Source organism: Moritella sp. 24, assembly GCF_018219155.1.
Classification (GTDB): domain Bacteria; phylum Pseudomonadota; class Gammaproteobacteria; order Enterobacterales; family Moritellaceae; genus Moritella.
In genome coordinates, this window is the sequence record NZ_CP056123.1 from 3,571,525 (window position 1) to 3,592,055 (window position 20,531).

The 20,531-nt window shown below is 38.9% G+C and carries 18 protein-coding genes; 6 read left to right on the forward strand and 12 right to left on the reverse strand.

The features are described from left to right. The first annotated feature begins 1 nt into the window (after position 1). From HWV00_RS15910 to HWV00_RS15925, 4 genes are all read left to right on the forward strand, one after another. Complete coding sequence (locus tag HWV00_RS15910) at positions 2–1,036, forward strand: heme A synthase (protein ID WP_211682850.1); 1,035 nt, start codon at positions 2–4, stop codon at positions 1,034–1,036. After that, a complete protein-coding gene (cyoE, locus tag HWV00_RS15915) occupies positions 1,033–1,929 on the forward strand; it encodes a heme o synthase (protein ID WP_211682852.1) in 897 nt (298 codons plus the stop codon). Before HWV00_RS15910 ends, cyoE begins: the two co-directional genes overlap by 4 nt. Positions 1,930–2,278: 349 nt before the next feature. After that, positions 2,279–3,670 (forward strand): L-serine ammonia-lyase, encoded by a 1,392-nt coding sequence (locus tag HWV00_RS15920; protein WP_211682854.1) that lies wholly within the window; start codon positions 2,279–2,281, stop codon positions 3,668–3,670. 342 nt (positions 3,671–4,012) lie between these two features. Further along, entirely contained in the window at positions 4,013–5,617 is a 1,605-nt protein-coding gene (locus HWV00_RS15925; protein ID WP_211682856.1) for a wax ester/triacylglycerol synthase family O-acyltransferase, read from the forward strand. A 30-nt stretch (positions 5,618–5,647) separates the two neighbouring features. Here HWV00_RS15925 and cysB read toward each other — a convergent pair whose 3' ends face one another. Beyond that, a complete protein-coding gene (cysB, locus tag HWV00_RS15930) occupies positions 5,648–6,622 on the reverse strand; it encodes an HTH-type transcriptional regulator CysB (protein ID WP_211682858.1) in 975 nt (324 codons plus the stop codon). Positions 6,623–6,726: 104 nt separating this feature from the next. Here cysB and HWV00_RS15935 point away from each other — a divergent pair, with 104 nt between their 5' ends. After that, positions 6,727–7,464, forward strand: a complete 738-nt coding sequence (locus tag HWV00_RS15935) for a sensor histidine kinase KdpD (protein ID WP_211682860.1) — start codon at positions 6,727–6,729, stop codon at positions 7,462–7,464. Between the two features lie 55 nt (positions 7,465–7,519). After that, positions 7,520–8,293, forward strand: coding sequence for a DNA repair protein (locus HWV00_RS15940; RefSeq protein ID WP_211682862.1), 774 nt, complete (start codon positions 7,520–7,522; stop codon positions 8,291–8,293). 85 nt (positions 8,294–8,378) lie between these two features. Here the strand turns inward: HWV00_RS15940 and HWV00_RS15945 are convergent, their stop codons facing one another. From HWV00_RS15945 to flgL, 11 genes are all read right to left on the reverse strand, one after another. After that, positions 8,379–9,662 (reverse strand): CinA family nicotinamide mononucleotide deamidase-related protein, encoded by a 1,284-nt coding sequence (locus HWV00_RS15945; RefSeq protein WP_211682864.1) that lies wholly within the window; start codon positions 9,660–9,662, stop codon positions 8,379–8,381. Beyond that, positions 9,662–10,849, reverse strand: a complete 1,188-nt coding sequence (locus HWV00_RS15950; protein WP_255554667.1) for a Bcr/CflA family multidrug efflux MFS transporter — start codon at positions 10,847–10,849, stop codon at positions 9,662–9,664. Before HWV00_RS15950 ends, HWV00_RS15945 begins: the two co-directional genes overlap by 1 nt. Before the next feature lie 92 nt (positions 10,850–10,941). Then, the gene (locus HWV00_RS15955) at positions 10,942–13,053 is read right to left on the reverse strand and encodes a 6-hydroxymethylpterin diphosphokinase MptE-like protein (RefSeq protein ID WP_211682866.1); all 2,112 of its coding nucleotides are present in this window, start codon (positions 13,051–13,053) and stop codon (positions 10,942–10,944) included. Positions 13,054–13,062: 9 nt separating this feature from the next. Continuing rightward, on the reverse strand, positions 13,063–13,380 hold the full coding sequence (locus tag HWV00_RS15960) for a hypothetical protein (RefSeq protein WP_211682868.1): 318 nt from the start codon (positions 13,378–13,380) through the stop codon (positions 13,063–13,065). Positions 13,381–13,382: 2 nt separating this feature from the next. After that, positions 13,383–13,805 (reverse strand): flagellar export chaperone FliS, encoded by a 423-nt coding sequence (fliS, locus tag HWV00_RS15965; RefSeq protein ID WP_211682870.1) that lies wholly within the window; start codon positions 13,803–13,805, stop codon positions 13,383–13,385. Between the two features lie 48 nt (positions 13,806–13,853). Beyond that, entirely contained in the window at positions 13,854–15,248 is a 1,395-nt protein-coding gene (gene fliD, locus HWV00_RS15970; RefSeq protein ID WP_211682872.1) for a flagellar filament capping protein FliD, read from the reverse strand. A gap of 91 nt (positions 15,249–15,339) precedes the next feature. Beyond that, positions 15,340–15,753 carry a flagellar protein FlaG gene (locus tag HWV00_RS15975; protein WP_211682874.1) on the reverse strand — a complete coding sequence of 138 codons (414 nt, stop codon included), beginning with the start codon at positions 15,751–15,753 and terminating at the stop codon, positions 15,340–15,342. Between the two features lie 59 nt (positions 15,754–15,812). Further along, positions 15,813–16,631, reverse strand: coding sequence for a flagellin (locus HWV00_RS15980; RefSeq protein WP_211682876.1), 819 nt, complete (start codon positions 16,629–16,631; stop codon positions 15,813–15,815). A 418-nt stretch (positions 16,632–17,049) separates the two neighbouring features. Continuing rightward, complete coding sequence (locus HWV00_RS15985; RefSeq protein WP_211682878.1) at positions 17,050–17,877, reverse strand: flagellin; 828 nt, start codon at positions 17,875–17,877, stop codon at positions 17,050–17,052. 475 nt (positions 17,878–18,352) lie between these two features. After that, positions 18,353–19,171 carry a flagellin gene (locus HWV00_RS15990; protein ID WP_211682879.1) on the reverse strand — a complete coding sequence of 273 codons (819 nt, stop codon included), beginning with the start codon at positions 19,169–19,171 and terminating at the stop codon, positions 18,353–18,355. Between the two features lie 118 nt (positions 19,172–19,289). Further along, positions 19,290–20,528, reverse strand: coding sequence for a flagellar hook-associated protein FlgL (flgL, locus tag HWV00_RS15995; RefSeq protein WP_211682881.1), 1,239 nt, complete (start codon positions 20,526–20,528; stop codon positions 19,290–19,292). Positions 20,529–20,531 lie beyond the last annotated feature (3 nt).

Consider the following 20,531-nt stretch of genomic DNA (forward strand, 5'->3'; position numbering starts at 1 on the left):
TATGTCAAAACTACTTAACCTGACGATATTACTCGCCTTTCTGGTCATTGCGCTTGGAGCTTATACGCGCTTAACAGACGCGGGGCTTGGCTGTCCTGATTGGCCTGGCTGCTATGGCTTTAATTCCGTTCCCGTAAGTCAAGATGACATACGGTCTGCCAAACAAGCTTATCCCGATAATCCATTACATATAGAAAAAGCATGGAATGAAATGATCCATCGTTATATCGCCGGATTACTTGGTATCTTCATATTCATTATTTTAATCGTTAGTGGTAAACAAAAAAAACAATTACGGCTGGCGGCATTGCTTGCTGTTCTCGTGCTATTTCAAGCAGCACTGGGTATGTGGACAGTCACAATGAATTTGCAGCCCATTATCGTGATGGGACATTTGCTAGGTGGATTTAGTATTCTCAGCTTATTAGTATTATTCCGCTTGCGCCTATCAGACCCAACGTTACCAACGCAATCTAAGCCATCAATGTACGGAAACAATACCAACGTTATATTACCCATAGATAGGCAGCGATTAGCAAAGCTACACTTTTATTCTTGTATCGCGTTACCGATATTAATCATTCAAATCGCTCTCGGTGGTTGGACGAGTTCTAACTATGCCGCCATTGTCTGCACCGAACTACCTATCTGTAACGGTGACTGGTTTAGTCGTTTTAGTCTGAGTGATGTCTTTAGCCTCAGTCCAGCGGCAGAAACTTACCAATACGGAGTGAGAGATACGATAGCCAGAATGAATATTCATGTCACTCACCGCATCTGGGCTGGCGTAACTTTAGTTTATTTACTCTTGATTGCCTGCTTATTACTAAAATACCAGCCAGAAAGAAAGATTCGCCTTACCGTCAAAGCACTCATCATTATTTTGTGCCTGCAAGTGAGCTTAGGTATCGCTAACGTCTTTTTTCAACTCCCCCTTGGCATTGCGGTAGCACATAACTTGGTCGCGGCAATTCTATTACTAACCTTAATCACTTTACTCAGCCTAAACAAACAGCAACTGCAAGAGGTGTTATGAATACACAATCAATCATATTAACGCTTACACCAAACTGGCGTGCTTACTATCAACTAACAAAGCCCAAGGTTGTCGCTTTATTATTATTAACGGCATTAGTTGGGATGGTACTTGCGCTACCTAGCCTGCCTCCACTCAGCTTATTAGTGCCAGGCTTGGTTGGTATTGGGTTACTATCAGCGGCTGCAGCGGCGTACAACCATATTCTTGATCAACGTATTGATGCGATCATGACACGAACGCATCAACGTCCATTGGTACAACAAACAATTAGCACGCCTAAAGCCTTATTCTTTGCAACAAGTATGGCCGTAATAGGCATGGCAACACTGTTCATTTGGGTCAATGCATTAACAGCATGGTTAACCTTCGCCAGCCTAATTGGTTACGCTGTCATTTACACTATGTATTTAAAACGAGCGACACCACAAAACATCGCTATCGGCGGACTTGCAGGTGCAACACCACCACTACTTGGGTGGACGGCTATGACAGGTGAAATAACTGGGCAGGCATTACTCCTAGTCATGATCATTTTCATTTGGACTCCCCCGCATTTTTGGGCGCTCGCGATCCATAAAGAAAAAGAATACGCTAAAGCAAATATCCCAATGCTGCCAGTCACTCATGGCGCTGAATACACAAAAACGTTGATCTTATTGTATACACTATTATTACTGCCCGTTACTTGGCTACCTTGGTTGACCCAACTTAGCGGTTCACTCTATTTAGCCGGTTCTACTTTCTTAGGTGCTAGCTTTATTTATTATGCTTATCGCTTAAAATTCAAGCCCACACGTAAAATGGCATTTCAAACATTTAAATTTTCAATCATACATTTAATGACGTTATTTTTATTATTATTAGTCGATCACTGGATTATCAATTATTAATAACAAAATCAGACTTAATCACTAACTATCTAATTATTAAGTATAATATTGACACCTCTTCGGGGTGTCAATATTACCTCCGAATCGAAAAAATCTTTCATAAACAAATAAAACAAAGCTTAACACTGCAATTTTAAAAGAGAATGAATTGTTATATGGGATCAATCTCTAAATAACAGCATTGGCTACTATATTGGCAGTTGTGTTTTGCAATGAAACCGCTATCATAGCGACATAAAATTTGAGAGATTAAAAAAAAGTTTAATCCCTATCATTCTGCCTAACAAGAGTCTGTTAGCGCGCTACTTATTTAAGCTTATATAACTTAAGCATCTGCTGAGGAATTACTATGATCAGTGTATTCGATATCTACAAAATTGGTATTGGTCCATCAAGTTCTCATACTGTTGGTCCAATGAAAGCTGCCAAACAATTTATCGACGACCTACGAGCGACAGGGAAGATCCGCGAAGTCACTCAAATCACAGTGGATGTGCATGGTTCATTATCGTTGACTGGTAAAGGTCACCACACTGATATTGCTATCATTATGGGTTTAGCAGGTAACTTACCTGAAACCGTTGATATTGATGCAATTCCAGAGTTCATTAGCCGTGTTGAACAAACACGTCGTTTACCGATCGGTCTACACTGTCATACTGTTGATTTTCCCGCTACAGCTATGAACTTTATTGATGCTCCACTTGCACTACACGAAAACGGTTTGAAAATTCACGCATACATCGATGGTGAAGTTTCATTCACAAAAACATACTACTCTACGGGTGGTGGTTTCATCGTTGACGAAGAAAACTTCGGTTTAACACAAGGTGAAACAGCAGACGTTAAATTCCCATTTAACAGTGCTGAAAAATTAGTTGAACACTGCCAAGAAAATGCATTATCTATCAGTGCACTTATGGCTGAGAATGAAAAATCATTCCGCACAGAACAAGAAACACATCACCAGTTCTCAAACATTTGGACTGCAATGGCTGAAGCAATTGAACGCGGTTGTAAAACTGAAGGTTTACTTGCTGGTCCATTACGTGTACCACGTCGTGCTGCTGCGCTTAAACGCCAGTTAGAAGCGAGTGATGGCTTTAACACTGATCCAATGACAATCATTGATTGGGTTAACATGTTTGCACTTGCAGTAAGTGAAGAAAATGCAGCCGGTGGTCGTGTTGTAACGGCACCAACAAACGGCGCAGCAGGTATCATTCCTGCAGTATTAGCTTACTACGATAAATTCATCCGTCCGTTAACACGTGATGAATACACTAAATTCTACCTAGCATCAGGTGCTATCGGTATTCTTTACAAAACAAACGCATCTATCTCTGGCGCAGAAGTTGGTTGCCAAGGTGAAGTTGGCGTATCTTGCTCAATGGCAGCTGCAGGTCTTGCAGAGCTAATGGGTGCAAGTGCAGCTCAAGTTTGTGAAGCAGCTGAAATCGGTATGGAGCATAACTTAGGCTTAACTTGTGACCCTGTTGGTGGCCAAGTTCAAGTACCTTGTATCGAACGTAACGCAATTGCAGCAGTAAAAGCAATTAACGCTTCACGTATGGCTATGCGCCGTACAAGTGAACCTTGCGTATCGCTAGATAAAGTTATCGAAACTATGTACGAAACAGGTAAAGACATGAATGCTAAATACCGTGAAACATCACAAGGTGGTTTAGCAATTAAAGTATTAAATGTTGGCGATATCAAAAAAGCACACACTTGTACTTAATCTCATTTTTGTCTAAATAAAAAATATTATTTAGACTGCTATAAATTCAAAAGCCAGAATGTGTTCATCACTATTCTGGCTTTTTTACATCCATTAATGACGATAAAACTAATACCCAATAAAAGGTATTAACATTCCCTTCACTCGTTTGATTACCCATTTATTTACATGCCTGTAATCGCATGAGAAAAGCACTCATACTTTAAGGTGTAAATAGCAGTGATTAGCCCCTACGCTAATGACTTTAGTGCTCAATTATTCTCTACTTATTAGGTCACTTATTCTATATACATCGCACGACGTAACAAGCTGTTCGCTCTGCATAAGTTAGGGAAAATATTAATGAAAGCGCTCACTCTACCTGATATGGGTTTCCTTTATTGCGAAACTGTATCACGACCAAACCATGTCGCTGCAATGCAAGTTTTTGATATTCCCAGCGACTATCAAGGTGACTACAGTGAAGATCTGTATCATCAACTTATGCAATTTACACAAATCGAATCACCGTTTAACTACAAACTGCACACCGCATTCTCTGGTATGATGTACTGGCAAGAAGACGAAAACGTAGACCTCGAATACCACGTACGCAGAGCAAGATTACCAGTCCCTGGCACACGAGAGCAGTTGATTGAATACATAGAGCATGCACACTCTAACTTGATGGATCGTAGCCGCCCACTATGGGAAATGCATTTAATTTCAGGCCTTGCCAACAATCAGTTCGCTATTTACTTAAAAATGCACCACGCATTTACTGATGGTGCAAAAGCAAATAAAATTATCCTGAGTTATTTATCACCGCAAGCCGATGGACAGTTACAAGCATTTTGGAGTCAAACTGAGTTTAAATGCAAAAAAGAAGACAGTAACGTAAAGCTCAGTTTGGTGAATAAGTTAAAGCAAAACAGTGCGATATTAACCAAGCAAGTACGTGCTATACCATCAATTCTCGGACTTGGTTCTAAACTTATATTACAAGGGGTTAATGTTTATAAAGCAAATATCCCTACCCCTTTTACTGCGCCAAAAACACCATTTTCAGTCAGTCCTAAACGAGCACGCCGTGCTGCAACAAGCATACTCCCACTCTCGCGGGTTAAGAACATCGGTAAAATAGCGGGGACAACGGTCAATGATGTGGTGGTATGTATTTGCGATATTGCATTACACCGTTACCTTTCTGATCTTAACTATGAGCTTAAACAACCGCTCACTGCACAGATCCCAGTCAGTCTCCGTGATCCTAATGATACAACATCCAATAATCGTATTGCTATTACCATGGTTGAGCTAGCCCATAGTGAAGCAGCCCCACTGACACGACTAATGGCAATTAAAGATGCGTGCGACAAGTTAAAGCAAGAAGCAAGATTATTATCAGATGAAGCGCTGACAAGCTACACTCTCGCAAGCCAAGGTTTAGCGGTCGTGAGTGAATTACTGAAACTTGATGATGTATTACCACCCGTTGGTAACGTACTCATATCAAATGTGCCCGGACCACGTAAACCCGTTTATATGATGGGCGCAAAAATGTTGGAGTGCTATCCGTTATCAGCGTTACCACCGGGAATGTCACTTAATATAACGCTATACAGCTACATGAATAACCTAAATGTTGGCTTAATAGCATGCCGAACAAACCTACCTAACCTCACTAAAATATCGAATTACATCGAAGATGCATTCACAGAGCTAGAGCAAGTGGTCATGAGTAGTGCGATTGATATCGTCAGTGAACAAATTAAACGATTAAGTCATGATGAAACATTATCACATAATATGAATGAGCTTATTAGCGCGATTAATGACAATGCATGCTCGACAATTAAATTAGATTCAGTAAAAGAAGAGACCGTAGAAGTGAAAGCAAAAAAGAAAAAGATAACCAAAAATCAGGTCAAAAAAGCAGTGAAACAAACGGAAGAATCACTCGGCTAAACAGACATTAGCCGAGTAAATATAATCTCGTTACCTTGTTGGTAACGAGATCTCTTTAAACATATCATCAATCTCTTCTGCTGTTTTCAGCATAATTGCTTTGTCTACAACATCTCGAGTTAAATGCGGTGCAAATCGCTCCATAAAGTCATACATATAAGTACGTAAGAAAGTACCTTTACGGAAACCAATTTTAGTCGTGCTCGACGTAAATAAATGACTTGCATCAATACGCACTAAATCATCATCAGTTTCATCGTCAAATGCCATTGTTGCTAATACACCCACACCAATACCTAGTTTCACGTACGTTTTAATCACATCGGCATCTGTTGCGGTAAACACAATTTTAGGCTCTAAGCCGGCTTCATCAAATGCACAATCTAACTCTGAACGGCCCGTAAAACCAAACACATACGTAACCAATGAGTATTTAGCAATGTCTTCAACCGTGATTTTGCCCACTTTCGTTAATGGGTGACCCGGTTTAACGATAATAGAACGGTTCCAGTGGTAACAAGGTAGCATCACTAAATCACTGTATAAATGCAGCGCTTCAGTAGCAATGGCAAAGTCCGCAGTACCTTTAGATACCGAATCACTAATTTGTGCAGGTGTACCTTGATGCATATTTAATGACACATCAGGGTAACGCTCAATAAAACCTTTAATCACTTTTGGCAGTGCATAACGTGCTTGAGTATGCGTTGTCGAAATATTTAGCGTTCCCTTAGAAGGGTGTGTATGTTGACTCGCAACGGCTTTAATACTTTCAACTTTGCCTAGAATATCAGCTGCAATACGAATTATATCTTTACCAGCAGGGGTTACCTTTGTAAGGTGTTTACCACTACGCTCAAAGATCTGCACACCCAGCTCATCTTCTAACATACGAACTTGTTTACTAATGCCTGGTTGCGAAGTATAAAGACTTTCTGCTGTCGCAGACACATTCAAATTATGATTGAGGACTTCGACTATGTATCTAAATTGCTGTAACTTCATTCGTGGTGTGCTCTATATTCCAAATAATTAATTGTATTCTAACAAAACAATAGCAGAATACTGTTATTTCTTCTTAATAAGATATCCTAAGGATCATTATTTTTATGCCAGTTAACGATATCATGACATCACTAGACGATAACACTAAACCACACAAAGACACAGTTGATTATGCGTTGATTCTGACATCTGCAGTTCATGATATGAAAAATTCATTGTGCCTGTTATTGCAATCAATTGAATCAATGTCTGCTGATATCAATATTTCACAAGATGACAGTAAACATGCAGCCAAGCTCGCTGATTTACATTATGAAGTATTGCGACTTAACAGTGGTTTAATTCAGGTACTCTCCCTCTATCGAGACGAGAAAGATCAATTACCCTTAAATATTGCAGAATGTTTTATTGCTGATTACTTCAATGAATTTTGTATTAAAAACCAGATGTACAGTGAAAGTCATCACATTAATATTGATATCGATATCAATGAAGACCTTGCTTGGCATTGTGATCACAACCTCATTAGCTATCTTTTATCGGATGTGTTCATTAACGCATTACGCTATAGCGAGGGACAAATTCTTGTCACAGCTAACATAATAAACAAGCAACTTGTCATTGAAATTGCAGACAATGGGCATGGCTACCCTGATAGCATGTTACAAGCTCAGCACAGTTCAATGAGTGAGTTAAGCAGTAAACAAGGACGTACAGGCTTAGGTTTATATTTTGCTCGATTAATCGCAAGCGCACACAAAATAAAAGGCAAAACAGGACAGATATCATTAGCCAATGGCGGTACACTTGGCGGTGGTATCTTCACGTTAACACTACCTTAACTAAGGTATTTATAGTAATATCTTAACACCGCTGCAAAATTAGGTTTATGAAACAATGAAGTTTACACTTATGATCATCGCGATTGCTATTCTATTGTTTTTGGTGATCGGGTATAACATCATCTTACAATACAAGCGTAAAGCTGAAACAGAAAAGCGTCAGGTAATCATAAAGCACAGACAAGTCATTGAAGAAGCAGAAGAATTACTGCTTAACTCAACATCATTACCTTATAGTAAAGTACTTACTCTTGTTCTGCATAGCCGTATGCATGATTCGCTTGCTGCAACACTACAGATGGATCCAAGCCTACCGCAAGTACGCCAACGCTTAGTCAACGTAAAAGCCCAAATGGCACAGCTAAAAGATGCTCCAGCACAAAGCGAAGAAAAAATGTTTCGTTCGCCAAATTCAGACCGTGAAGCGATCATATTACTGCAGCAAATCAAAAAAGTCAGAGCTGTATTACGTGCTGAACATGCCAAAAGTAAGTTAAATACCCAAACGTTTGTTATTGAAGATAGAAAACTAGAGCTTATGCAGCTTAATGTAAATATCGATAATTTATTGAAACGCGCTTATGAAGCACGTGCAACTCGCCAGTTTGGTTCTTGTAAGCAGTTGCTACGTAAAGGGATTGATACCTTAAACAATATCAATGATAAAAATGATTCGCTTATTAATAAACAGCAGACACTGACATCTTTACTTCATGACGTGAATGAACAATTAACTCAAGCTTCATCGGATGATTTAAAAGATCGTCAAGAAAAAGAAGACGAGAAGAATGAACTAGACCTGTTATTCCAACCTAAACAGAAATGGTAGTAAACAACGTAGTCATTATTTATTGGTTTAATAATCACTACGTTTTTGAACACTAAAGTAATAACACGCTAACGGTGAAGTAGAACTAACCATTCACCCTATTTTCACTCTGGCGACGCTCTATAGATCCAAACGCTGCCGATAAATCTAACCCTAATAACTCTCGTCTCAGCATATCTAAAGCAACATATAAGGCAACGGTTCTGATCCCTTGTCGGCTCCAACGAGGAATGAATAGCAGCTGGCTATAAGTATGCGTTTTACTCGCTAATGCAAATGCAACAGTACCAACGGGTTTTTCTTCACTACCACCACCAGGGCCTGCAATACCTGATACTGAAATACCAAAATCCACTCCCGCATTTACCATTGCGCCTTGTGCCATTTCAGCAGCGACTTCCATTGATACAGCACCATGCTTAATCAGTGTCGCTTCTTTCACATTAACCAAACGGCACTTAGATTCATTACTGTAGGTAACATGGCTAGAATCAAGGTAACCAGAACTCCCTGCAACGGCGATCAGTTCACTGGCAATTAAGCCTCCGGTACAAGATTCAGCAAGTGATAACGTATTCCCTTTTTCTAACATTAGTTGTTGTAAATATTGAGCAAAACTACCATCACCTTCGAATAAGATACACTCATCTAGCTCAGCATAAATTAGCTCACGTGCATTATCTAAATCAGCTTTAACAGTTGATAACAATTTAATTTCAACCGTCGGAAAATCGACTCTAAACCCTAAGGTGATTGATTGAGGCAAAGATAGTTCCGCAAGGCGTTCATTTAATACCGACTCTGAAATACCAAACGTTTTCATTTTTATGAGTGTGGGAACAGCCACTGGAGTAAAGCGTTGTTGAATATCTGGCAGTATCTGTTCAGTGACCATGTGCTTGAATTCACTAGGTACACCGGGGGTAAAATAAAATCGAGCTCGATTAAATTTAAAACTGAAACCGCAGGCTGTACCAACCGGATTATCAACCACGTCTGCGCCTTGTGGTAACCATGCTTGTTTTTCATTACTCATCGATAATACACGATTTGATTTAGCATATTTCGCGACTAAATGATCATACCATGCTTGTGAACGCGCTAATGGAACCCCCATTGCTTTTGCTGCAGCTTCAGCACTTAAGTCATCAGATGTAGGCCCTAGCCCACCATTCATAATAACAACATCTGCGCGGTGACTTGTTTCTGTAATAATATCAATCAAGGAGTCAAGGTCATCAGCTACTGTATGCCGACGAGTAAACTCTCTTCCCTGCTGAAAGAAGTATTGTGATATCCACGCAGCATTGGTATCAATAATTTGTCCTGATAGTACTTCATCACCAGTACTAATAAATTCAATCCGCATTAGCTGTCCTTATTTGCTCTATCCGTTAGTATAAAATAGCTTAAAAACGATAAAATCCCACAACTGCTAATAACAGCAATCATAGGCAGAGGTGTTCCATCATGAAATACGCTGATCACAAGACCTGAGATAGCACCAAAACCAAATCGAATGGTGGCAGATAATGCCGATGCAGTACCTGATATGTGTGGAAACTCAGCAAGAACTCCCGTCATCACATTTGAACCAATTAAACTAATTAGACTAATGTAAGCGACGGTAGAAATAACGAGCCCGACTAATCCAAAGGTTAAATTAAAATTCATTAGCCAGAATAAAACAGAAATAACCGCGCTGATAATAACACCCGCACGTAAGATTTGTTGATAACCAAACCGCATCACAATCTTAGCGTTAATCCATGTAACAACCATCATACCTAAAATATTACAGGCAAAAAGGTAACCATAATTTTGAGCATCAATACCAAAGTAATTGATATAAACAAACGGAGACGCGGTTAAAAAAGCAAACATGCCGGACACATTAAACGCTCCGCAAAGCATAAGCCCTAGCACTTTTCGGTTTTTTAATATCAACCAATAATTACTAAATACCTGAGGTAAGTTAAACGTAACACGACGCTCTTTGGGTAATGTTTCTTTAATACCAAGGTAGCTCACCACCAAACATAGGCTAGTAAGGACAACAAGTGCGACAAAAATACTGTGCCAACTAAACCATACTAATAATTGCGCACCAATTAACGGCGCAACAAGTGGGGCTAATGTCATCGATAAAACGACGTAAGACATCATTTTAGAAAATAACGAACCCGAGAATAAATCACGAAGTAATGAGCTAACAACCACGGATGCAGCACCACCACCAATAGCCTGCAATAGACGTAGCCACTTAAATTGTTCAATCGAACCCGCATAAACAATACCTAAACTCGCGATTAAATAGGTGATAAGGCCACAGATAAGCACAGGCTTTCGGCCATAGCTATCCGCTAGCGGACCATAGAATAATTGCCCTATCGCAAAGCCTAATAGATAAGTACTGAGTGTGGTTTGAATGATTTCAATAGAAACATTAAAATCACCGGCAATATTGGGCATTGCCGGTAAATACATATCGACCGCAAGAGGCGTCAATGCTGATAATAATGCGAGAAAAGGGATTAAAAAATATGTTTTCATCATAAGCCACGCTATTTGAATGGCTTATGATTATATACCTAAATAATAGTAAGGTGCAGTCTTATCCTATTATTACGCCCTATTTTAAATATGCATTAAGTCCAATCTTCAGATAACTGAGTATTATCCTTTTGAAATAATTCACGCTGGTATTTATCTTTCGCTTCTTCAAGATAGGCCATAAATATATCGATAGCTTCTTGATAATATACGAGCCCTTGTTCAGAGTCCGCTGGTAACAATAATACTTTAATTATCATCGCATGACAGTGCTGCATAGTGCCACGTAACATTTCGACTAAGAATGAATACTTAGTATCATATTTACTGTGCAATAAAATAAACTGCTGATGTAATTGCTGCAAAGCATCATAACGAGACGCCACAGGGGATTGTAGTAAACTAATCATCTCATCAACAAAATCAGCAAATATATTTTCGTGTAATACGGCGCTGTACTGTACAGCTAAATCACGAGTGTCTGAAGAATAGTGAGCTAGAATTCGGTCAATTAATTCAACTTTATCCAATGTCATATCAGGCAATGTAATATCTGCTTGATAGGCAGGGATCGTATTTTCAATTTTAATGCCATTACTCAGATTGTAGCAATTTACATCTGGATAGAAAGTTAATAACTCCCCAAGCCCTTTTGCTGACATTTGGAAAATCATCGTTGTTTCAACTTCTTCAACATGATTTCCGGGTGCCACAAAGCCAGACAAGGCTTTTTTATCAAACAATAATTTGTCATCACCAGCGTTATTATAATAAATACTTTTCTTACTGTGATGTGCTTCACCACTAAAACCAAGATCTACACCAAATAAGTAAATATTTTTAAAACCCATTTGGGTAAAGTAAGATAGTGCAAGGTTTGACACCGTCGGATTCGAATAGATTAATAACGCTAAACGATCCTTATCAAAACCAAGTTCCTCGTTTTGAAGAATATATGTTGATGGTTCAACCGCTTTCAGACCCATTAACTGACGATCAAATAAATCAGTTACATCAGGTGTAACAGTATTTAATGTTAACAAGGGTATTGATTTTACATATTCATCATCACCAATCGTTTTCAGTACTGAGTGGGTAACTTTAGTGCGTTCCATCTCTAGATGAAAATCAGGCTTAATACCATATTGGTGTAATGCGCGCAGTGTCGTGCCACAACTTGCCAACAAGACTTTATCACGATTAGCAATAATGTAATCAATATGCTCATCCAGCGATGGACCATTACCTAATATAAATACCGGTAACGTCTCGCACTCAGGTAAAGGGGCTGTTTCTGCGAGTAAAGGTACATGTTTATTTAGGGTGTGATATTGATGTGCTAACGCCAATAATGAGTCATCAAAAAAGCCAAGACCAAATGCGATATGATAATTTTGTGCGTTGAATTTTTCTAACGCCTTATTGACTTGCTCACTTTGATAATGTTGATAGCAAAAGTTAAAAGTCGCATCATAACGCCCTTTTACCATCAACTCATTAGAGATATCAGTAAAAAATTCATCCTCATCCGCACCAAGGCAGAAATGAATGCTGCCACCACTCTCATCAAGCTGTTTTAAAATGCTTGCCCAATCGAGCGTAAATAAACTCGCATAAAAAAAATCATTTTCAGGTTCATAGATATAGAGACGTTTAACACTATGTTTAGTTAGCATTTCCGGTAAAAAGTAACCTAATCCTAAACCAAAGCAAACCATCATGTTTATTGCTTCAGGTAAGATAAACTCTTCCTTATGTTTCTCGTGAGAACCAGACCACAATCTAATTAATTTATTTAAGTATTTAACGTGAATAAAATCGGCTACAGAATCCGCTTCTTTAGTAAAATCAAGACGCGCCATCTTAGGGTTAATACGATATTGCTCAAAATCAATCAAACTATCACGGAAATACTCTTCACCCAGTACAAAATTATTATCGATATCAACCAGGTGTAACAGTTCATCAACTTGTGTTAATTCGAATTTAGCGGGTCGGTAAGCAGTAAACGCATTATAAATATTAGGTATATAATCCTGAAAAGCCAGCATGTTCGCTTCATATACAGCAATAGGGTCTACTTTAGGCTGGGCAGCCTCACGAATGGCATCAATTTCATGCGCCAAACTAACTTGTTTTTTTCGCTGTTTCTGCTGTGATTCTAAAGCAGCAATTTGAGCTGCTATATCGAGGTTTAATTGATTCATAATAACAACCTAAAACTGTTTGATAGCAAGATACCGGTTAATCGATTTAGACCGACGTTTAGTAGTAACTTGTTGAGATTCGACATCTGATTTTAATGCGTTTAATCGCGTAATCTGCGTGTTATCATCAGATATTATTTGCGATAAGAAAGTGTGTACTCGAGGATTTTGAGCAGGATCTGATAACGTGATAAGTTGCTCAATCAAACCCTGACGTTGAATCAACAATTGATCACATAATGTCAATTGTTCAGCCCTAATCGCTTCGCTAGCGTCTGTAGATAAAGCGTCAATGTGAGCCATCAGTTCAACGTCAGTGACATCCATAATTAAGCACCACTTGCTTGCTTACGAATCGCTTCTGCTTTTTCTTTTTCTGCTTGAGGAATGTTCAGCCACGCATCTTTGATAGGCGTTACTAACGTCGTAATTTCATCCAACGGTTCTATTGACTGCTCTAATGATGCGTCGTTCAAGCGGAGTTGAATATAGCGGTAAAGCGCATCAAAATTTTCACCAATTTCAGGATGAACCTTATGATTAATACCATCAATCAATCCTGATGTGATATTAATTGATTTATTAATCGCTTTTGCTCTACCTTCAATATCCTTACGTAAAATACAGCCTTTTGCGACAGCAACAGAGTCTAACAATCCCTGTAACAACATAAAAATAACCTGGTGGTTATCTGCCGTAGAAATACCACTTTCACGACTAACTTGCTGATAACGTCTTATATTAGCTCTCATGCTTTTTACCTAACTATTAATGTATATAAATATCAAAAAATAATATCACTAGCCTAATACATTGCGAATATAATCACCGGTGGCATTATATCGTGTAACAGTATTATCTAAGGCCGTGTACTTTTTCCGTAATGTATTTTCAAATGATGAAATATGTTGATCTAATTTAATGCGATCATCTTCAATATCACGCAAGTTACCATTAAGCATATCCTGTTGCAGGGAAATCATGCCTCGATTGCCTAGGCTTTCACTCAACAATTTATTGACTTGCGCGGCAATACCATTATCCCCTGCAAAAAGTTTGCCAAGATCATCTAATGAGTTACTTACTGCATCATTTAAGCGCTGAGTTCCCGATTGACCACCATTTTTTCCAAATGGGCTAATGGATAACATACCGCCTTCTTCAAGAGATATACCTGCAGCATATAACGTATTTAGCCGCTTATTAGCGCCTTCAACTACACCACCGGAAATAGTTTGCAGCTGTTGCTTCACACTACGAGCTGTCGGATCTAACTTAAGAACCCCTGTTTCAGGGTTAGTCAAAACATTAATAGTATCCATCAAACTATTATAACTATCGACAAATCCATAAACCAGATCCTTGACAGCAGCATGATCAATCGCAGTAGAAAAGTTGGCTGGTTCATTAAGTTTCGTCAAACTATTGGCAGTGATCGTGACACCAGATACTGCGTGATTAAAGATATTGTTATCTTTGGTTATGATGTTGCCATCGACAGTAATGATTGCATCTGTGGCTTGCTGCCCAACCATGCTCGACGAAATTCGATTAAGACTTGAGTCAGAAGTAAATACAGTTAATCCATTTTCCTTACCGCTTTTATCTGAGGTATAAATGATTTTAGCGCCAACATCAGAGCTAATAACATTCGCACTAATACCGTAATTATCCGGAGCATCATTAATTTTCATCTGAATGTCTTGCAAGGTATCAGTCACATTGACATTAACTTGAAAAGTATTCTTACCCGCATCAAAATACAGCATACCTTGACCCGGTTTTGATTCTCTGTCTGGTAAGAAGTCTGACTCTAATCGCGCACCTTGAGCAAGTTGTTTAACTTCAACATCAAATGCCCCCTTTGGCACAACACCTTTGGTTTGAATCATAATGGGTAAAGCTGCAGTATCACCACTGGCATTAGCAGCCGTTTGATCGACCGTTCGCCCCTGATAACGAATATTCGTTTTACTCTGGAAAAAAGAATCGGTATTACCGAGTTGACCCGAGACTGACTTAAAATCGGCAAGCGCAGCCTTCAACGTGCCAACGCCAGATAGTTCCGTGGTTATTGCGACTTCTTTTTTATTCAGTCGCGTTTCTTTTGGCGTTTTTTCAGCGCTTACAAATGAGGTAATGATAGATTCAAGGTCTAAACCAGAGCCTGAACCAGCCATTGTTATACCAGCCATGCGTATCCTTAATTTTCATCTATAGATAATATAAGAGGCAAACAATTGCCTCTTATATTAAACATTCGACTATTTTATCACGCTATTTCAATCAGACCATCTCATCAAATAAGAGCCCTGAACTAGCTGATATATTATCCTGAAACTTTTCAATGTTAGCCGCCATCTTCAAGACAGCTTCTGACGGTAGTTCTTTCAGTATTTCACCGCTATCGGGATCCACTACCTTCACAACCATACGTCCTGTATCATCATGGACACTAAAATTTAACTTTTTATTATTAACATCAAAATGAGCTTGCAGCGTATCTTTTGCTTCAAGCAATTTTTGTTCCAGATCTATATTATCAGTAAGTTTAGGTGTAGATAGGTGTACTTCTTCAGATGAAGGGACTTCATTCTGTGAAATTAAAACGGCAGGATTCGTAATGACAGGTTCTTTTGTCATTACAGGGTCTGGATAAAAACGAATGCTCTTATTATCCACATTGTTATCAATGGACATGGTAGCCCCCAAAGACCAAAATGCCCCGCAAGGTGCAGGGCAAAAGTAAACCTAAACGATTATAGTAGTGATAAAGCGACTTGTGACGTTTGGTTAGCTTGGCTTAGCATAGAGCTTGCCGCTTGCTGCTGTACTTGAGTTTGTGCCAGTTTAGAAGATTCCTCAGCAAAGTCAGTATCAACAATACGAGATTTAGAGGCTGATACGTTTTCAGAAATATTAGTAATGTTACGGATGGTTGACGAAAAACGGTTTTGTTTCGCACCTAGTTCTGCACGAGTGTCTGTTACAACCGCTAATACAGAGTCTAATTTATCAATTGCAGCTTGTGCGCCACCAGCACTTGAAATCGTCACTGTACCAGTTAAACCAAGCGCAGTCGCGCCCATGTTTTGTGAAATTTTAAGGTTGATCGTTTGGCCAGCGTCGGCACCAACTTGAATATCTGCAGCATAACCGCCTGTTAGCAATTTCTCACCAGCAAATGTTGTATCTGTTGATACACGCGTAATCTCTTCTTTTAACTCACCAAACTCTTTATCTAGCGCTGAACGATCTGCATCACTATTTGAACCATTCGCAGATTGAATTGAAAGCACACGCATACGTTGTAACATATTCGTTGTTTCATCCAACGCGCCTTCTGCTGTTTGAGCAAGTGAAATACCATCATTAGCATTTCGAGCGCCTTGATTTAGACCATTTACTTGCGACTCTAAACGTGAGCCGATTTGTAAACCTGCAGCATCATCAGCAGCGCTATTAATACGCTTACCTGATGATAAGCGTTGAAAAGAAGTTTGTAAGTCATTCGTCGCATTCGTTAAGTTACGTTGTGAATTTAAAGATGCTACATTGGTATTTACATAAACAGCCATATTCGTCTCCTAAAAGAAATCCTGTAAAGGACTGCTGTGTATGTAAAATACAGCCCTTATAAATAATCAGTTTTTTGTATTGTTATAATCCTTATCGACATTAAAAAAGCATCCTTTAGAATTATTTTCCTTTTTTTCGTGCATATTTAACATGTTGAATTTAAAAAGATGTAATTAAAGATATATATCAACAACTTAAACAGATGTGCTTAATGTTACATTATATTAAAATGAGTACATAGATTGGCATTAGAAATGACTAATATAAATATAACAGTAAGTTACATTAAATTTATTATAATCAATATATTGAACGAAAATAAGAAGGGAATAATTAAGTGATCAGATTGTCGTAGGGTAACAATATTACCCAGGCCTTATCGGCCTGAATAACTGTCTAATAAGCTTAGAATAATAATTAGCCTTGTAACAATGACATCGCAACTTGAGATTGCTGATTCGCTTGGCTAAGCATAGTACTCGCCGCTTGTTGCGATACTTGGTTCTGAGCCAGTTTTGCTGATTCAGCAGCAAAGTCAGCATCCATAATACGCGATTTAGACGAAGATACATTCTCTGAAATATTAGATAAATTACGAATCGTCGATGAAAATCTATTTTGCTTCGCACCTAAATCTGCACGAGTTTCAGTCACAGTCGCTATCGCTGAGTCGATATTTGTAATAGCAAGTTGTGCTGTTGAAGCTTGTAAAATATCCGTACCTAGTGAGCCAACCCCTAAACCTGCCGCATTCATGTTCGTCGCAATTTTAACATTAATAATTTGGTTCGCATCAGGACCGATTTGAAAGTCTTGATCGAACGTTGCATTAAGTAAATCCATACCACCGAATGTCGTATCATCGGCAACGCGATTCAGCTCTTGCTGCAATTGACCAAACTCGTTATCAAGTGCAACACGATCCGCAGCACTATTTGACCCATTGGCAGACTGAATTGAAAGTACTCGCATACGCTGTAGCATGTTGGTGGTTTCGTCTAATGCGCCCTCTGCCGTTTGAGCAAGAGATATACCATCATTAGCATTTCGCGACGCTTGATTTAAGCCATTAATTTGAGATTCTAAACGAGAACCAATTTGTAGTCCTGCAGCATCATCCGCAGCAGAGTTAACACGCTTACCAGAAGACAGGCGCTCAAATGATGTTTGTAACGCATTTGTAGAGTTCGTCAAATTACGTTGTGAATTTAAAGATGCTACATTTGTATTTACATATAAGGCCACGGTATCTTCCTTTTGCTTGCTTCAAATTGGATAAGTTTATATACCTTAGATAAAGCAATCACTGTGCCAAATAAGACATCAAACTCAATAAAAACACAAGCCACTGTTTTTATTGAGTTTTAACTTATTTAAAAATAGTGCGATATAACTAACGCCATCATTAATAAGTATATTTAATCCTGCAGCCAAAATTTTGCCGTCATTTTGCCACCCTATAATATGCGACAACAAATAATTGTCAGCCCAGATAGCTAAGACAACATAAACGAAGCTAAAGTGGAGTGAAAATAGAATTCAATAAATCAGAAAGACTAACGTAAGACGATTAAATAAGGGATGAGCAAGAATAGAGATAAAGGTAAGGGATCGATAAGAATACTTTTACCTATACGCTTACATAGGACGTTCGCGATAAGGATATAGGTAAAAGCAATGTATTAGGCGGCCCCAAAGGGGCCAGAGGGAGCCCGCCCTCTTAGCCTAATAGCGACATAGCAACTTGTGATTGCTGGTTCGCTTGACTTAGCATCGTACTTGCTGCTTGTTGTGATACTTGGTTTTGCGCTAATTGTGCAGATTCAGCAGCAAAGTCAGCATCCATAATACGTGATTTAGATGCAGACACATTTTCAGCAATATTTGTTACGTTACGAATTGTTGATGAGAAGCGATTTTGTTTTGCACCTAGATCCGCTCTAACATCCGTTACCTGTGCAATCGCACTGTCTAAATCGGCGATCGCAGTTTGTGACGCACTTGCCGTAGCAATCGTCGCAGCAGCAATTGATAAGCCACCAGTCCCCATACTAGTCGCAATCGTAACATTAATCACTTGGTTCGCATCAGCACCAACCTGAAAATCATTATTAAACGATGAATCAAGTAGCGTCTCGCCACCAAATGTCGTGTCTTTTGCAACACGGTTAATCTCGTCTTTTAATTGACCAAATTCTTTATCTAATGCGGTACGGTCAGCGTCACTGTTTGAACCATTCGCAGATTGAATTGAAAGCACACGCATACGTTGTAGCATGTTGGTTGTTTCGTCTAGCGCACCTTCCGCTGTTTGCGCCATTGAGATACCATCATTAGCATTTCGAGCGCCTTGGTTTAAACCATTCACTTGTGCTTCTAAACGAGAACCAATTTGTAAACCAGCCGCGTCATCTGCTGCTGAGTTAACGCGTTTACCTGATGATAAACGTTCAAATGATGTTTGCAGATCATTTGTTGAATTCGTTAGATTACGTTGTGAGTTCAAAGACGCAACGTTAGTGTTTACATATATAGCCATTAGTTTTCCCTCTGTATATAACGCTATTAAATATTGGCAGTGCCAAAGTTAAAATTTAGTTAAGCGTAAAATCTGTCTATTTTATAGATATGTTTAAAATTGCAAATTATGTGCCAAATTAAGCAATCGAATTAAATAAGCTCAAGTTGTTGATTTTATTAAATGATTGATAACTCATCTCAAGTACATTCTGTTCTTTTGTTAGGTCTGTCATTGCCGCGGCAAGATCTGCCTCGGTAAGAATTGCCATCGCTTCTTGGTTAATCACTTTGAATGATTCATTCGATTCTGTAACACGTGTGATTGTATTATTACGTCCACCAATAGTTGACATGGTCGACATCACCGAGTATTTCGCATTTTCAATACCAACCTGCGCATCGGCCATACGTTCACGGAAATCCTCTTTAGATAATGACGTATCAACTAATGCTTCTTTTAAGGATTCAAGTGTGTCCAAAATATTGACATTTTTAGGCGGTGCTAAGGAAATGTCGACACTACCGGGGGCTCCACCAGTAGCTGTAATATTGACACCATTAAAACGAATGCCTTTTTCAGAGGTAAAATTACCACTTTGTAAAACAGTGTTCGTACTATCAAGAATTTCAAATGTATCGCTATTACCCGGAATTAACGGTGCAGTGATATTTAATTTGAACGTATTATTAGCCGGATTATTATGATCATAATTATTGGCATGGTAATTATCGTATTGCCCTTGATTCACGACTTCAGTCTGTGCCGCTGTCAGGTTACCGGTAAGGTTACTCGTATTCGCAGTTAACCGAGCTGGCGCAGATTCAAAAACACGCTTACCGTTATCACCACTACTGACGTAAACATTGGTCGCTATTTGAATGTCATTATCTTGTTCATTACCACGATAAGTATATTTACCTGTTTGGTCGTCCTTTACATATGTTTGTAAATGCGCAGACGTGCCAGAAAAGATAAAATCTCCATTCGCATTTTTACTATTTGTCAGGCTGAATACTTCTTTTTGTACTTGCCCTATTTCTAACGAAATAGCGTATCTATCTTGTGTATCAACCGCACCATTGAGCGCGCGAACAGAAAGTACTCGACCACGTTCCATCGCAGTATGTAAATTATTAAGCGTTGTTTCCTCTAAACCCAATGTGCCCTGAAGCATCAAGCCATTGGTTTGATATTGACTATTCTTTTTGATTTCATCATTCAAATAATTCGATTTCGCAATTTCAGCTGGTGCATCACCTGACGTTCTAAATTTTTCTTGCGATGTCACTTGCGAGTGCGCTGTATTTAAGCGCTTTTGCGTTTGCGACATATCCTGCATCGAGCGAGAGAAAATTTGATTATTGGTTAGTCTCATCGT

Bases quoted from the DNA above. Each gene is read 5' to 3' on its own strand.
- HWV00_RS15910 (WP_211682850.1), top strand. From the start codon at position 2: ATGTCAAAACTACTTAACCTGACGATATTACTCGCCTTTCTGGTCATT.
- cyoE (WP_211682852.1), top strand. From the start codon at position 1,033: ATGAATACACAATCAATCATATTAACGCTTACACCAAACTGGCGTGCT.
- HWV00_RS15920 (WP_211682854.1), top strand. From the start codon at position 2,279: ATGATCAGTGTATTCGATATCTACAAAATTGGTATTGGTCCATCAAGT.
- HWV00_RS15925 (WP_211682856.1), top strand. From the start codon at position 4,013: ATGAAAGCGCTCACTCTACCTGATATGGGTTTCCTTTATTGCGAAACT.
- cysB (WP_211682858.1), bottom strand. From the start codon at position 6,622: ATGAAGTTACAGCAATTTAGATACATAGTCGAAGTCCTCAATCATAAT.
- HWV00_RS15935 (WP_211682860.1), top strand. From the start codon at position 6,727: ATGCCAGTTAACGATATCATGACATCACTAGACGATAACACTAAACCA.
- HWV00_RS15940 (WP_211682862.1), top strand. From the start codon at position 7,520: ATGAAGTTTACACTTATGATCATCGCGATTGCTATTCTATTGTTTTTG.
- HWV00_RS15945 (WP_211682864.1), bottom strand. From the start codon at position 9,662: ATGCGGATTGAATTTATTAGTACTGGTGATGAAGTACTATCAGGACAA.
- HWV00_RS15950 (WP_255554667.1), bottom strand. From the start codon at position 10,849: ATGATGAAAACATATTTTTTAATCCCTTTTCTCGCATTATTATCAGCA.
- HWV00_RS15955 (WP_211682866.1), bottom strand. From the start codon at position 13,053: ATGAATCAATTAAACCTCGATATAGCAGCTCAAATTGCTGCTTTAGAA.
- HWV00_RS15960 (WP_211682868.1), bottom strand. From the start codon at position 13,380: ATGGATGTCACTGACGTTGAACTGATGGCTCACATTGACGCTTTATCT.
- fliS (WP_211682870.1), bottom strand. From the start codon at position 13,805: ATGAGAGCTAATATAAGACGTTATCAGCAAGTTAGTCGTGAAAGTGGT.
- fliD (WP_211682872.1), bottom strand. From the start codon at position 15,248: ATGGCTGGTATAACAATGGCTGGTTCAGGCTCTGGTTTAGACCTTGAA.
- HWV00_RS15975 (WP_211682874.1), bottom strand. From the start codon at position 15,753: ATGTCCATTGATAACAATGTGGATAATAAGAGCATTCGTTTTTATCCA.
- HWV00_RS15980 (WP_211682876.1), bottom strand. From the start codon at position 16,631: ATGGCTGTTTATGTAAATACCAATGTAGCATCTTTAAATTCACAACGT.
- HWV00_RS15990 (WP_211682879.1), bottom strand. From the start codon at position 19,171: ATGGCTATATATGTAAACACTAACGTTGCGTCTTTGAACTCACAACGT.
- flgL (WP_211682881.1), bottom strand. From the start codon at position 20,528: ATGAGACTAACCAATAATCAAATTTTCTCTCGCTCGATGCAGGATATG.